This window comes from Nocardia sp. CA-135398, from assembly GCF_050955845.1.
GTDB lineage: Bacteria > Actinomycetota > Actinomycetes > Mycobacteriales > Mycobacteriaceae > Nocardia.
Map to the genome: position 1 here is coordinate 4,681,984 of NZ_CP192084.1, position 12,669 is coordinate 4,694,652.

General features: G+C 62.4%; 17 protein-coding genes. 9 read left to right on the forward strand and 8 right to left on the reverse strand.

Annotated features, from left to right (window positions below; translation table 11 throughout):
- The first annotated feature begins 163 nt into the window (after positions 1-163).
- The 3 genes from ACQP1T_RS20580 (at position 164) to ACQP1T_RS20590 (ending at position 2,688) form a co-directional block, all read left to right on the forward strand.
- Positions 164-949 carry an alpha/beta hydrolase family protein gene (locus ACQP1T_RS20580; protein ID WP_433754674.1) on the forward strand — a complete coding sequence of 262 codons (786 nt, stop codon included), beginning with the start codon at positions 164-166 and terminating at the stop codon, positions 947-949.
- Positions 950-954: 5 nt separating this feature from the next.
- A complete protein-coding gene (locus tag ACQP1T_RS20585; RefSeq protein WP_433754675.1) occupies positions 955-1,125 on the forward strand; it encodes a hypothetical protein in 171 nt (56 codons plus the stop codon).
- A 1,122-nt stretch (positions 1,126-2,247) separates the two neighbouring features.
- Positions 2,248-2,688, forward strand: coding sequence for a hypothetical protein (locus tag ACQP1T_RS20590; protein WP_433754676.1), 441 nt, complete (start codon positions 2,248-2,250; stop codon positions 2,686-2,688).
- 85 nt (positions 2,689-2,773) lie between these two features.
- On the opposite strand, the gene ACQP1T_RS20595 is transcribed toward ACQP1T_RS20590, so the two are convergent.
- Positions 2,774-2,920 (reverse strand): hypothetical protein, encoded by a 147-nt coding sequence (locus tag ACQP1T_RS20595; protein ID WP_433754677.1) that lies wholly within the window; start codon positions 2,918-2,920, stop codon positions 2,774-2,776.
- Between ACQP1T_RS20595 and ACQP1T_RS20600 the strand changes: the two genes are divergently transcribed.
- The gene (locus tag ACQP1T_RS20600; RefSeq protein WP_433754678.1) at positions 2,909-3,472 is read left to right on the forward strand and encodes an HD domain-containing protein; all 564 of its coding nucleotides are present in this window, start codon (positions 2,909-2,911) and stop codon (positions 3,470-3,472) included. The two genes, ACQP1T_RS20595 and ACQP1T_RS20600, sit on opposite strands and share 12 nt — an antisense overlap.
- On the opposite strand, the gene ACQP1T_RS20605 is transcribed toward ACQP1T_RS20600, so the two are convergent.
- Together ACQP1T_RS20605 and ACQP1T_RS20610 are read right to left on the reverse strand one after the other, a co-directional pair.
- Positions 3,460-3,927 (reverse strand): NUDIX hydrolase, encoded by a 468-nt coding sequence (locus tag ACQP1T_RS20605; protein WP_433754679.1) that lies wholly within the window; start codon positions 3,925-3,927, stop codon positions 3,460-3,462. The genes ACQP1T_RS20600 and ACQP1T_RS20605 overlap by 13 nt on opposite strands.
- 15 nt (positions 3,928-3,942) lie before the next feature.
- Complete coding sequence (locus ACQP1T_RS20610) at positions 3,943-4,539, reverse strand: DUF5919 domain-containing protein (RefSeq protein WP_433754680.1); 597 nt, start codon at positions 4,537-4,539, stop codon at positions 3,943-3,945.
- An 18-nt stretch (positions 4,540-4,557) separates the two neighbouring features.
- On the opposite strand from ACQP1T_RS20610, the gene ACQP1T_RS20615 reads away from it, so the two are divergent.
- The 5 genes from ACQP1T_RS20615 (at position 4,558) to ACQP1T_RS20635 (ending at position 9,757) form a co-directional block, all read left to right on the forward strand.
- Positions 4,558-5,736: a radical SAM protein gene (locus ACQP1T_RS20615; RefSeq protein WP_433754681.1), complete on the forward strand. Its 1,179-nt coding sequence runs from the start codon at positions 4,558-4,560 to the stop codon at positions 5,734-5,736.
- On the forward strand, positions 5,729-6,295 hold the full coding sequence (locus ACQP1T_RS20620) for an AAA family ATPase (RefSeq protein ID WP_433754682.1): 567 nt from the start codon (positions 5,729-5,731) through the stop codon (positions 6,293-6,295). The genes ACQP1T_RS20615 and ACQP1T_RS20620 overlap by 8 nt, the downstream gene beginning before the upstream one ends.
- 82 nt (positions 6,296-6,377) lie before the next feature.
- A complete protein-coding gene (locus tag ACQP1T_RS20625; RefSeq protein WP_433754683.1) occupies positions 6,378-6,968 on the forward strand; it encodes a class I SAM-dependent methyltransferase in 591 nt (196 codons plus the stop codon).
- The gene (locus ACQP1T_RS20630) at positions 6,958-7,515 is read left to right on the forward strand and encodes a class IV adenylate cyclase (protein WP_433754684.1); all 558 of its coding nucleotides are present in this window, start codon (positions 6,958-6,960) and stop codon (positions 7,513-7,515) included. Before ACQP1T_RS20625 ends, ACQP1T_RS20630 begins: the two co-directional genes overlap by 11 nt.
- Positions 7,516-8,743: 1,228 nt before the next feature.
- Positions 8,744-9,757, forward strand: coding sequence for a helix-turn-helix domain-containing protein (locus tag ACQP1T_RS20635; protein WP_433754685.1), 1,014 nt, complete (start codon positions 8,744-8,746; stop codon positions 9,755-9,757).
- 394 nt (positions 9,758-10,151) lie between these two features.
- Here ACQP1T_RS20635 and ACQP1T_RS20640 read toward each other — a convergent pair whose 3' ends face one another.
- The 5 genes from ACQP1T_RS20640 to ACQP1T_RS20660 form a co-directional block, all read right to left on the reverse strand.
- The gene (locus tag ACQP1T_RS20640) at positions 10,152-10,805 is read right to left on the reverse strand and encodes a TetR/AcrR family transcriptional regulator (protein ID WP_433754686.1); all 654 of its coding nucleotides are present in this window, start codon (positions 10,803-10,805) and stop codon (positions 10,152-10,154) included.
- Positions 10,806-10,920: 115 nt separating this feature from the next.
- Positions 10,921-11,118, reverse strand: a complete 198-nt coding sequence (locus ACQP1T_RS20645; protein ID WP_433754687.1) for a hypothetical protein — start codon at positions 11,116-11,118, stop codon at positions 10,921-10,923.
- Between the two features lie 2 nt (positions 11,119-11,120).
- Complete coding sequence (locus ACQP1T_RS20650) at positions 11,121-11,750, reverse strand: hypothetical protein (protein WP_433754688.1); 630 nt, start codon at positions 11,748-11,750, stop codon at positions 11,121-11,123.
- A gap of 70 nt (positions 11,751-11,820) precedes the next feature.
- Positions 11,821-12,042 carry a hypothetical protein gene (locus tag ACQP1T_RS20655; protein WP_433754689.1) on the reverse strand — a complete coding sequence of 74 codons (222 nt, stop codon included), beginning with the start codon at positions 12,040-12,042 and terminating at the stop codon, positions 11,821-11,823.
- 6 nt (positions 12,043-12,048) lie between these two features.
- Positions 12,049-12,663 carry a hypothetical protein gene (locus tag ACQP1T_RS20660; RefSeq protein WP_433754690.1) on the reverse strand — a complete coding sequence of 205 codons (615 nt, stop codon included), beginning with the start codon at positions 12,661-12,663 and terminating at the stop codon, positions 12,049-12,051.
- Between the last annotated feature and the right edge of the window lie 6 nt (positions 12,664-12,669).

The window sequence follows — 12,669 nt, forward strand, 5'->3', positions numbered from 1 at the left end:
ACTACCAGAACACGCAAACGAAGACCGTAGCCGTATTGCCAGGCTCGGCGGCAATTGCGAACATGGCATTCGCGTCGGCGGGAGAGCTGGACGCGGTGGTGTCGCACGAGATGATGGCCAGCCTGTGGTCGAGGCCAGGGGCCGAGTGAAGGGGAGCTGACCGGTGCAACGCCTCGAATTGGGTTCTGTGGACGGTATCCGGCTGGACTTCGCGGTCCACCACTGCACGGTGGAGCCCGCACTGGGAGTGGTGCTGTTGGTGCACGGCATCATGGTGGACATGGACGAGGGTGGGGGCATGTTCGTCCGGTTGGCGCAGCAGTTGGTGTCGCAGGGGTTCGATGTGGTGCGGTTCTCTTTCCGAGGGCACGGGAGCAGCGGTGGAACTCAGCAGGGGGTGACGATCGCCGGTGAATGCCTGGATCTGCAGGCCGTAGTGACCGCGGTTCGCGAGCGATTCGCTGGGCAGCGAATGTCGATTGTGGCGGCGAGCTTCGGTGCTGTGTCGACGGCGCTGTCGTTGTCGTGGCTTGATGATCTGTATCGGCTGGTTCTGTGGAATCCGGTGTTGGATCTGCGGCGGACTTTTCTGGTTCCGGAGTTGGCTTGGCGTGAGGAGAATTTCAGTGCTGTTGGGCAGAAATGTCTGGCCGAGAACGGTTTTCTGCTAGTCGATGGTGAGTTCCAGCTCGGTCGTGTCCTGTTCACCGAGTTCGCGCGTTACCAGCCGCTGGATGACTTCCATGCCGCAGACGTGCCGACGCTGATCGTGCACGGCGACCACGACACGGCAGTGTCGTATGACGTCGCGGCGCAGGCCGCGCGATCACGACCGCACACCACGCTGCACGCGATTGCCGGGTCGGACCACGGATTCGACTCGCGGGAACGTGAAGACCAAGCGATCGGCACGACCGTCGACTGGCTGGTCGAACAGTCGATGTCGTGAGGGGCGTGAAGCTCTCGCAGCTGTATGCGTCGATCCGGCTCGGCGAATCCGTCATTGTCGGGGAACAGTGCACGCTCGGGTATCCGAAGGAAGCCCGTATCCGAGACGCGCAACGCGGGCAGCACACGATTGGTGAGCCTGTCGTGATCGGAGACCGCAGCCTGTTGTTCACCTAGGTGGTTCCTCAATTGTCGAGGCCATGGGATACCGGCCGAGGCGAGGCACGCAGGACGGTGATTCTCTCACGATTCCTGGATGCCCTGGAGGCCGCAGCGGACGGCCTTGAGTCCGAGCTTGCGCCGGAAGCGGACACCGACTAGACCAGACGGTATTGTTCGAACGTGGGTTCGAATGAATTCGATGAGTGGTCGCCGCAGTACGAACTCGACGGCGTCCCGGTCGACCCGGACCGGCTCTATGAAGTCCGTGGCGGGTGCGCGGCACCGGGCCCCGTAGCGTGCCCACGCGGCCACCGGCTCGGGCCATGGGCGGTGCTGGTCGGCTGGCAATCGTGCCAAACCGTCGGCGGGCACCGCACACACACCTGTGTCGCGTGCGACTACACGATCTATACGCCACCCATTCGGCCCGACTGCCGACACCACGCATTCGACGAGCGGCTTATCCACAAGCCCGAAACAGGTGGAACCCCGCCACAAGCTGGGCCGTCTAAAACGATATGACCACTGAGCCGAGTCACCCACCCCGATACGAGCCACCACTGCAGCCCTACGTGCCGCGCACAATCCGCGCCACTGAGGAGGAGGACCCGTCCGCCTGGATCGAATACCTCCGGCGAGCGCAAGTCCTGGAACCCGACGAGCCGTAGGTAGGTCCGACAGCGAGAAGTCGGCCCCGCAACGGATCCGGAAGCCGACTTGCGCACTTGCACACGGACAACCATGAATTTGCGGTGCCGCATGTGGCGCGGAGCAAACGTGGTCGAAGCGTTAGTCTCAGGAAGGTCGCTGCGCCAGCAGGTGGGGGAATTCGGTTTGCAGCACGCAGAATTCGTTGTGCCACGGATCTCGCACAGAGGCGCGTCGTCCCACCGGCCGCATCGGGGTTGACGCGTGCCCAGCGGCAATGGCGGATGTTATCAACAGTGATGACGAGTACCATCGACTATCGCCGAAGGCCGCCAGGACCGGAACTCGTTTGGAACTATCGACGGCATGGATGCTCAGCTCCTCGCGGCCGACCCTGACCGCGGACCCTGTTCGTTGACTACATGGGGCTCTTCGTGCCCCTTGGTGTGATCGTCGCCGCTGTCATAGCGGCCGGTGTGGCGCTGTGGAATGAACGTAAGGCACCGTATCGGGATCTCGAAATCCTTGATCGCCATCGCCAAGGATTGGCCAGATCAGGTAGAGGGGCGTACCGATATCGAGGCCGCGATCCAAACTCAGCTCGTCCGGATTCGCGTCGCCAATGACATCACGAGCACCCAGCCCGGCAGCAAAGAGGCCGAACGCCTTGTGCGCCAAGGGTTTCGGTGGGGAATATTTCGATTTCTGGGGACCCTACTGGTGTTGTGGGTCTTCTCGGTCATGTGGGTGTACAAGCTGGGGCAGGTCGGCTGGGACGGCCAGATCCGGCCATGGTGGTACTTCTGGACCGTAATGGCGCTCACCGTTATCGGAGTGATCGCGCTGATGAATGAGATCGCCGCGTTGTTCGGCGGCGATTCGGCGGTACGGATGGTTTGGCGCTTCCTACGGTCCAGTCCGAAGCCGTGAGCCTTGCGTGTGGAGCCTACACGGGCCGCAGTTGTGCAAACACAAAAAATGGGCATTATGGGATGCTCGGCTGCCGTCGCCATGATCAGCCAGGCGACTGAGTATCGTCGACCAGGCGCATCCGCTCGAGGGCGGCCAAGGCCAGCGCCGGAGTGGTGCCCCACGTCTTGGCTCGCAGTTCCCAGTCCGAAGGGCCGCGGAAATCCCATAGCCTTACAAGGTGGTTGATCACTTCTCTATTTGGGCCCGTCAAACCGCTCAGACCGAACTGGAGACGCCTTTGCCTCGTCGTTGGGCGCACTCCCAGGGCGTCGCGCGAGCCGCCACAAAGCTGGCAACTCTGACAGGAAGTGACCATGACCTTCTTTTCGCCGCCGCTATCCTGCATGACGTGGGCTATGCACCGCGGCTCGCCGTGACCGGTTTCCATCCACTCGATGGCGCTCGGTTCCTGCGCGATGAACACCAAGCCGATGAGCGACTAGTGCGGTTGGTTGCCAACCACACCTTCGCGCTGCTCGAGGCCGAAGAGCGTGACCTACGTACACAACTTGAAGCCGAGTTCCCGATCCTCGACGATCAGCTTCTTGTAGATGCCTTGACCTACTGCGACATAACCACCACCCCGGACGGCACGCCGACCATGGCACTTGCACGGATTGCTGAGATTGTGAGCCGCTACGGTCCAGACACAGTGGTGGGCAGGTTCATTCAGCGGGCCGAGCCGGAGATCCTGGCCACCGCGGCCCGTGTGGAACGGGCGCTGGCAGCTCAGCCAAGGTAGGGGTAGTTGCCGGACAGGAAGTCCGCGATCTGCTGGCGCATACTCGGATGAATGTCGTACTGGTCCAGATCCTCCGGAGCGACCCAGGTGACACCATCGGCTTCGTCGTTGATCGTCGGCTCCCCGGATACCGGCCGCCCGATATAGGTGTTCTCGTACTGCTGGCGGATCTCGCCGTCGGTATAGGCGACGATGTGGTTCGGATTGCTGTAAACGCCAAGGAATCCCGTGATCTCCGCGATGATGCCGGTCTCTTCCTCGCATTCGCGTATCGCGCACTGGCCGGCAGTTTCACCGAAGTCCATGGCACCACCGGGGAGCGCCCATTGACCAGTGTCGCGGCGGCGCTGCAGCAGGATTGCCCCGGCATCGTCGGTGACCAGCAGATTGCAAGCCACCACAAGCGAATTGGGCTTCGGTGCCTTCGGGTCGTGGTAGTACTCGATCCTGCCCATGATCGGCCTCTCGCTTTAGGGGTTCCAGGGCTGCGCGTCAGCCCAGATTGCATCGAAGCTTTCGGTGTAGTTGTCGAACCACCCTGTCTCACCGATGCGCCTCAGCTGGAGGACCGGGTTGGCACTGGCTGGCTGCCCCCAGATATGCGGGTTGACCAGCAAGACGTCGTCGTAACGGAACAACGAGTTGTACAGGGTCGTGTCATGGAGCCGTACCTCGCAGCGCTCATGAGATAGCAGTGCGCGGTAATAGCTGAGCGAAGCCCGGATCTTCGCAGCCAGCGTGTCGCCGCCGATGCCCTCTTCCTCGCCACGAGCGGCAGCGGCCTGGCCATCGGGGTCACCAAAACACAGTCGGACGCGGGCTCCCCGGGTTGCCCGCTCGATCAACATTTTCGCGACGTGCGGATTCGACTGGGCGAAGAACGTTCCGGAGAACACGAGTACGTCGATCTGTTCAGTGGCTTCGCGCAGCAGTGACAGCCAGGTCTCCCGCGGCACTTCGGCTCGGTTGAGGTAGGTGGCAACTAGTTCGATGTTTTTCGGCACCGGTGGCGTGGTCGGGTCGGGTGGCCACAAGAAGGTCTCTTCCACGCGCAGGTGGTCAGCCACCCGTCGGCGGTGCCGGGGATGCGGTACGCGGCCACCGAGCCAGCGGCTCACCGTCTTCGGGTCGACCTGGCAGACAACAGCCAACGACTCGGGCACGATCCCCCGCTGGTGGAGCACGGACTGAAGCCGGACATTCACGCCTTCAATAGAACCCAACTGCGGTGCGCCGAGCAAGCACACCATCCCGGCGCCTCAAAACGTTCCAGGACGTCCCGCACGGCGTCCCATACGCGGTTACGCGGTCCCACGGTCAACAGCCACGATGATCTTCCTCGTCTAAAACCCCAGGGGGCCAACGTGATCCGGGAAACCACAGGTATTCACAAGATCAAGATGCTTTACCTGCAGCTGCTCTACCGCTGCAATTTCGCCTGCAAACACTGCTTCCACGGCGAGCGGCTACAGCACGCCGACGCCTTTACTGCCGAACAGGCATGCAACCTGATGCGATTGATGCAGCACCAGTACGGCACCGAGGTGGTGACCTTGCTCGGCGGCGAACCGTTCGCCCACAAGGATCTGCCGCAAGTCGTCCGCTACGCCAAGCACACCCTCGGGCTTGACGTCGAGATCTGCAGCAACGGCTACCGCGTTGGCCGGACGCTGCGCGCGATCGCCCCCTGCGTCGATCTGCTGCGCATCTCCCTGGAAGGCGTCGGTACCACCAACGATCACATCCGTCGCGCCGGAAGTTACGTGGCCGCATTGGAATCCCTGGAACTGGCGAAGGATCTCGGCGTACCGACCGGTGCCACGTTAACGGTGAACCGGTACAACATCGGCGAGGTGGTGGAGCTGGCCGGCATTCTCGAATCACTCGGAGTGACGCAGCTCAAACTGCATCAGCTGCGGCCGGTCGGTAACGCGGTGCTGCATCCGGACATGCTGGTGACCGACCCCGCAGATTATGCGCGACTGCGCCTGCAGGTGCGGGACGCCCAGCTGGGCATCGAGGTGGTTCTGGACGAGGATCTGTCCGAAGACGGCGCGCCTGTGTGCGCGGTGCCGCAGGTGCGGGGCGACATCGATCGGATCGAATCAGACCCGCGGGGTGCACTCACTATGTCGTGCAAAGCAGTCGGCAAGGATTCGCATGCCTTCTGGTACGACAAGGACGCCGACCAGATCGAATACCGCCCATCGGCGAACGACGAACTAACACTGGCCATTCCGGACGTGGTGTACGGCCATGCCTAACCACCTGTTCGAGAGCGTCGAGGGTCTGCCCGGCACCGGGAAAACGACCGTCGCACCGCTGTTGGCTGCCGCCCGCCAAGCGGTGCTGGTATCCACCGTTCCGCCGCAGTTCCAACCACTGCGACGGGAGCTGGACCAGGGTGACAATACCAACGCGCGTATGTGCCTGTTCCTCTCGGCGCTGTTCACCGCAACCGATCAGATTCGCCGCTACCTCGACGCCGGAATCCCCGTCGTCGTCGAAAGCTACTTCGCCCGCTGCCTGACCACCCACCGAGTCTTCGGCGCCCAACTCGAAGTCGTCTTGCCAGCGGATCTGCCGCAGCCCGTTACCTACCAACTGCTCTGCGAGCCGCACGAACGACTGCGGCGCCTTGCCGAGCGGGACAAGCCCATGACCCAATGGGACGTCCTGGCTGAGGAGCGCATCGACCAGCTCCTGGCGGCCTACCGCCAGTTCCCGCTACACCAGATCGACACCACCGCCCAGACACCGGACGAGGTAGTCCGAGAGATCCTGTCCCTCAACGCGTTCGAGGTGGACCGTGCCCACAATTAGTCTTTGGGAAGACACGCTGACCTTCTTTCCTCAATTCCTGCGCGTCCTCGCCGAATGCTGCCGACCAGATGCCACGATCGCGGTGGTCGGTGCCAGCGACGGCAAATTCGTACTGCCGCTCGCTCAGTCCGGATACGACGTCATCGCCATCGAAAAAGACCCGCAGGCGCTCTATGGCGGTGAAGTGCTTCTGCCGGTCGCCGGGTTCGCCTACGCCCCCGGCTTGGTCGAGCGTCTGCAAGAGGCCAACCTGCGCCACCGTGTTCGTATCGAAGCCGCGGACCTTCTCGACGCCGATCCGACCGCCCTACAAGCCGAGGCCGTGTGGACCAGCTGCTCCTGGCACTACAGCGCCAACCAACGGCGCCCCCTCAGCGAATTCGTCAACCGCATGCAGCAACTCGTTCGGCCGGGAGGGTTGTTCGGCGCGGAGTTCATGATGGCGGTGGAGGAGCGGCATCATTCGGTGGAGCACTACACCACGCCAGATCGACTCGCAGGCCACTTCGCGCCTAACACATGGAACGTGCTACTCACGTTGCAGACCGACCCGTTCCTCGAACGGGCCCATGTCGGCCAGCCCCGCGACCACACTCACCGAATGGGCGTTCTCTTCGCGACGAAGCACCCGGACAACCACACGAAAGGCGGATCCAGCCTCGATGAAGCATGAGTACGAAGCCAAGTTCCTGGCCATCGACGTCGACGCCGTGCGAACCAAGCTCGCCGCCCTCGCCGCTACCCAGTCGTTCCCGCAAACACTATTGACCCGCAAGATATTCGAAAACGATGCACTCGCCCACGGCGCGTGGGTGCGGCTTCGGAACGAGGGCTCACGCTCGACACTCACCCTCAAGCAAGTCACCGATGCCAGCACAATCGACGGCACCACCGAGATCGAAACGACCATCGGTGACCTACACGCCATGGCCGAAATCCTGACCAAGCTTGGCCTGCAAGAGCTCCGCTATCAGGAGAACTACCGCGAAGAATGGCAGCTGGGCGACGTGGTGTTCGACCTCGATACCTGGCCGGACCTGCCAACTTTCTTGGAGATCGAGGGACCGGACGAAGCAGCGGTGCGCCACGCAGCGGACCAACTTGGCCTCGACTACGCCGAGGCACGCTTCGGCAGCGTCGATGAAATCTATAAGAGCGAAACTGGCCGGAACATCCTCACCGAGCCGACACTGCTGTTCAGCGATACCAAAGGGTCATAGCCTTGCCAGTCGGTCGTCAGGCCCCAAAGCCATTGGGAAGTGGCGACTTCGACTTGCGATCCGGCGGCAGGAAAGCTGGCGGATCAACCGCGGTACGCCTTAACGGCCGCTGCCTCGGTGGTGCGGCCCACCATGGGGTATGTCTCCAGACGGTTCCTCGTGAACAGCTGTGACGAAGTCGGCAGAGGTGCAATGTCAAGCAAATCTAAACTGCTGCAGCAGGTTTCGGCGGCATGCGGCTGCACACGGGTGGCCATAGGCGCAGTGATTCCGCTCTCATGACGGTCGGTATCCAGCTAGGAAGATTGCTGTTCAATAACGAATCGCCGACAGCTTTTGTTTGCTGAATCGCCATCTACCTTTCGGTTACGGAGCAGCTGGCCTGCGACTATGCTGGCCGTGCACGTGCATGGCAGCAACCCGAGCGCATCTTGAGCAACCGAGGGGCCGTGTCGGGCAGGGGATTACAAACCCCGGGATAAGCGAGTACGCTCAGGTCACCGCGTCGTAACAAACTTCAGGTTTGTTTTGCTGCGGGAAGGTAAGAAAGGTAAAGGGAAAGCGGGCCGTCCTCGAACGACGACCCGCCCGTGGTGACGACTATTTGTCGAGCACCTCCCGGATTACCCAGATGACGGCCCCGACGACTGAGATCGCAGACTTCACTACAGTCCAGTCGCTCGGGGTCTTCCGGTGTTTCCGATCCTTCTTCTCGTGGTTCCCCACGAGCCCCTCCGTTCTGGGCGCGCGTCCAGAACTCCGACTTTCGGAGCTGGGCGAACCCCTCGAACGGAGATGGCCAAGGGAAGGCTAGACCTCTAGTTCGCCCTCCGTCTATGCCGACTTGCGGACATCAACCAAACGGCCCTGCGGGGACCGAGCCGGTGACGGCAACCGGCTTCCGTTCTCGGCGTTGGTTATGTCCTGGTTATCCGACCGCGGGCGCGAAACCCTAGGCTCGTCAAGCTGATCCGCTCTTGTTCATTTCTGTCGCGTTGCGCCTCCACGCTCGACGTCCGGCCCGGCGCCGAGGTGCCGTTGCCTTAGCGTGATCTTGCCGCTGCCCTCCGCTCGGCCGCGGGCGACCATCCGAATGCACTGCGGCGCAGGTGGAGTCACGTCGACATTATTGCCCGTCCCCGAATGTAAGTACAGATGCAAGTACATTTGCGCTTGAATCCCGACTCGGCGCATGCGTATTGGTCTTGCCTCGTGCCACACTCGTTGTGTGCCAACACTGCACGAGCCCGACGGCAACCAGCCGGAGTATTCGGCCAGCACTGCTGGTCATGTCGCACATCCGGGGCGGCCCCTCGCCCCGCGACTGATCTTGGGCGGTCAGCTACGCCGACTACGCGAACACCGCGGTCTCGAAATCAACACGGCTGCACAGGCAACCGGGATCTCGCGTTTCAAGCTGTCCCGGATCGAGTTGGGCAAGGTCCCGACGAAGCAGGACGATCTGACCAAGCTCTTCACGTACTACCAGCTGACAGATGACCAAGTTCGGTCGACGCTGCGCGAGTTGGCACACCAGGCCAATCTCCCCGGCTGGTGGGAACTTACAAGTACGTGGCTGCCTGAGGGGCTCGATAGGCTGCTCAGCCTGGAACCGGTCGCCTGGCGAATCCTCTGCTACGAGCAGCGCCTGATTCCTGAGCTGCTTCAGACCGAGGAGTACAGCCGCGCCGCTCTTCGAATGGCCTACCCGGATCGCCCGTTTGCAGAGCTTGAACAGTTAGTGGCACTTCACCAGCGCCGCAAAGAGCGACTGGTGCAGTCAACTTGGCCGCGAGCGTGGTTCCTCGTCGAAGCAGCCGCTATGCGCGCCCGAATCGGCGGAGACGACGTCTGGCGCCGCCAGCTCGATCACCTCATCGAATTGAGCCGACTTCACGCCATCTCCCTGCAGGTGGTTCGGGAGGAAGCAATCGGGCCCGCGCAGCTCGATCACGGCTTCACCTATCTGGTCTACACTGACGGCGATCTGTCCGACACCGTGAGCTTCCAGCGGCTGAATTGCTTTGAGTACGAACAGAACGAGAAACAGACCCGCAGGTACTTCGAGCAGTTCCACCGCCTGGCTGTCTATGCGGAGCTGCCCGGAGACAAGAAGGGCGACACGACGGACGTAATCCAGACACTGCGCGACTGCCGCCCGCTTCGACCGGTTCGCAGCCACAAGTTCCAGTCGGAGGCAGCGAGTGGCCCCGAAGCGCCACCACCGCCAGGCCATCCATGAACTGGTTAGGACCATGACCAGCGAGGCGAGAACTCTCGTTGGAGGGTGGTCACACCCCGGGATCGTCCGGCGGTGCCATCCGTCGAATCCGGGACGTCCGAGACTTCAGCACCGGCAGCACTTCAGTGTCATCATCCATGTCGCCATACCACGACCACTGTGCCCGCCACCCCGATCGAGCCTTCGGCTCCTCAGGCGCATCGTCGACAGCGTCCGCTACCATCTCGTCGACTGATTCCCGCGGATCGTCCTGCCTCGACACATTCCCTACCGCATGCCGCCCCTGAAGCTCCGTCGTCTGCACCAGTAGCCCAGCCTGAATGCCAGCACAGCCGAAAAGATCACCGACCCGAGATCCACGGAATTGGCAACCAACACCAGCGGCACCGCGCCTTTAGCCTTGCCCGATTCGGCTGTGGACTGGGCTATTTCGCCGCAGCAGGTGCCGCACCAATGGTCGGACACTGGCGGTCACTGCCGCTCGTTCTTCGTTCTGGATGACCAATCCGTAGACCACCGATAGCAACCCCATCACGATCGTGTCGGCATCGACCGCCAGGTCGATGCCCGTGCCGGTACCCGCAGTGGCCAAGTGGTCATGGACGGCGGCTCGGACGAGTGCCAGACGTGCATCTCTCCGGATATCCGCATCGCCGTCGTGCCATCTTTCGGCCATCACTTCGAGCTCCAGCCGTATCCATCCCCGGCGCTCGATGACTGCCGTTTCGCACCACCCAGTAACCAGCTCGATCATCCATTCGCCGACGGCGATCTCCTCGGCTGAGCGCATCTGTCGTACCAACTGCATGCTCGCCTGGGCGATGGCGCGACTACACAGCCTGTCCAGGACCGCGTCCGCCAGTTCGGCCTTGGTTCCGAACTGGCCTTGCACCGCGCCTCGGGTATACCCGGCGACTTCGACGATCTGTTCGACAGATGTTGCGGTGTAGCCATTTTCGAGGAACAAAACGGTCGCGGCGGCGAGCAGGCGCTCATGCGTCCGCTGTCGTTGTTCGGTGCGGCTGAGGCGTTGAGATGTAGCTGGCACGGATGAATCGGCTCCAAGGTGAAGGAAAGCACGGCAAGTGAAAGGGGGGCACATCACACAGGCAGAACGCGCGCTGCGAAGGCGGTGGACAAGCGGGATGGCGGCAGGGCGAAGTTCAGATGTCGTTCGCTTCTAGCAGGAACATCGCCACCTGAAGATGCACGAAGCAGTCATCCGGCCGGTGCTTTCCGTGGATGCGTTGCAGCTCACGCGCCCGCACGACCGTCAGCTCCATCAGATGGGCGTGGCACCAGCGCTCGGCCAACTTCCCGTCCGCCGGGACGAATTCCTTGCGCTGCGGCGGATCCGGCATCGTCATGGTGCTGTGTGGCCGACATCGGCGGCCCCGCCGCTATTCGCGGCCGAGGTATGGGCTTGCCCGTGAACAAATTCGGTGCCGTCGGGTCGTATTGTCTTCGGCGGCAGCACGTCAGTCGCCTGGTCCGGCAGCCGAACTCCGCCAGCCCTGACGTCCTCGACCAACTGGTCGAATGCCTGGCAGTGCTCGAGTAATGCCGCCGCATCACGGTCACTGTGTTCAGGGTCGTGTTGCTGCAGGCCATAGAGTAGGTACTTCCACGACAACCAAAAGACCATCTCGCCATACGACGTCGGATTCGTCGGGGCGCCGGCCGCGACGGCGATCTCCTTCGTATGCCCTTCGGCTTCGCGGTTGATGAGGAACGTCAGAACAGACAACTGCTCGTGGATAACATCAGGCGCCTCCCGGCCATGGTCGTAGAGCAGGCGCTGGATGCCGATGAACTGCTGGGCGCAGCGCAGCATGACCGTTGTTGGTTCTTCCGCACCCGAAAAGACCCGAAGGAAGGATCCGGCATTTGGCAAGGGCTGGTCAGGTTCGGCTTCGATGGGTGGAACCGTGAAGGCGAGCGGCTTGTCTGGAGTGAGCCCATACACGACACACTCAGGACGATCGGACGGCATGGTGGTTGGATTCCTTCGGTCTTGGTAACGAAGCGGTCGAACCAACGAGCGCGCGGACTATGGCCTCGGGTCAGTCCCAGAGCTGGGCGCATGGAAGCGGCGGGAGATCCGCATCGACGTCGTCATCGACCGTGACGGTGAACTCCGGAAAGCCGTGGGCCAGTTCGTCGGCGACGCTGGCGGCTTGTTCGGCTGAGGCAGCGAAATCCATCTTCAACGCGCCGGATTCGATGTGGATGTGCCGGATGCGGCGCGGCGGGTGCGGCGCTCGGACGGGCCGAATGGATGTCATTGTCGATCACCGTCCGAGTACCAGATGCTGGCCGGATTCGATCGCAGCCCCAAGGCAGTCGTAGCCTTGGCACAGCTGCGCCAACTGGGTTGACTCGGGCGGCTCCTCATCGGTCGCTACTGCGGCGAGCACCTGTATCCAGAGATCGGCCATCCGGGCGACCATCGCCCCAATGCTTTCGGTCTGCACGAACATGACCGGCGTGCCCTCGGGAACGCCGGTGAGCGGGACTGCTGGGGATGCCGACGACGGTGCTATTGCCCGTTGTCGTTGGCGGTGGCCGACTGCATCGTTGATGACGGCGGTCAGGACCTCGACGTCCTTACGGGCTGAAACCAGTTCGGCGGCAGCCTGTTTCAGGATGCGAGCGCTAGTCCGCTCCTCGGCCAGGGCCTGCAGCGCCTGTCGGTGTTGTCGCTGGCGGACCACCAGGTCGACCGCCGCGTCCACGATGTCGCCTTCGCGCAGCTGTCGTATCCCAGCGAAGGACGCCAGCAACAACTCGCTGGATGGCAAGTCATCTGATACCCATTTCGGGCTCTCATTCGAATCATCTGAAGCATCAACAGTTGCAGCTGATGAGCGATCGTCCGGTGTGCCGCTGGTGCGGCTGATGGTCATCGCCGG

Bases quoted from the DNA above. Each gene is read 5' to 3' on its own strand.
- ACQP1T_RS20590 (WP_433754676.1), top strand. From the start codon at position 2,248: ATGAACGTAAGGCACCGTATCGGGATCTCGAAATCCTTGATCGCCATC.
- ACQP1T_RS20605 (WP_433754679.1), bottom strand. From the start codon at position 3,927: ATGGGCAGGATCGAGTACTACCACGACCCGAAGGCACCGAAGCCCAAT.
- ACQP1T_RS20615 (WP_433754681.1), top strand. From the start codon at position 4,558: ATGCGGTACGCGGCCACCGAGCCAGCGGCTCACCGTCTTCGGGTCGAC.
- ACQP1T_RS20620 (WP_433754682.1), top strand. From the start codon at position 5,729: ATGCCTAACCACCTGTTCGAGAGCGTCGAGGGTCTGCCCGGCACCGGG.
- ACQP1T_RS20630 (WP_433754684.1), top strand. From the start codon at position 6,958: ATGAAGCATGAGTACGAAGCCAAGTTCCTGGCCATCGACGTCGACGCC.
- ACQP1T_RS20645 (WP_433754687.1), bottom strand. From the start codon at position 11,118: ATGCCGGATCCGCCGCAGCGCAAGGAATTCGTCCCGGCGGACGGGAAG.
- ACQP1T_RS20650 (WP_433754688.1), bottom strand. From the start codon at position 11,750: ATGCCGTCCGATCGTCCTGAGTGTGTCGTGTATGGGCTCACTCCAGAC.
- ACQP1T_RS20655 (WP_433754689.1), bottom strand. From the start codon at position 12,042: ATGACATCCATTCGGCCCGTCCGAGCGCCGCACCCGCCGCGCCGCATC.
- ACQP1T_RS20660 (WP_433754690.1), bottom strand. From the start codon at position 12,663: ATGACCATCAGCCGCACCAGCGGCACACCGGACGATCGCTCATCAGCT.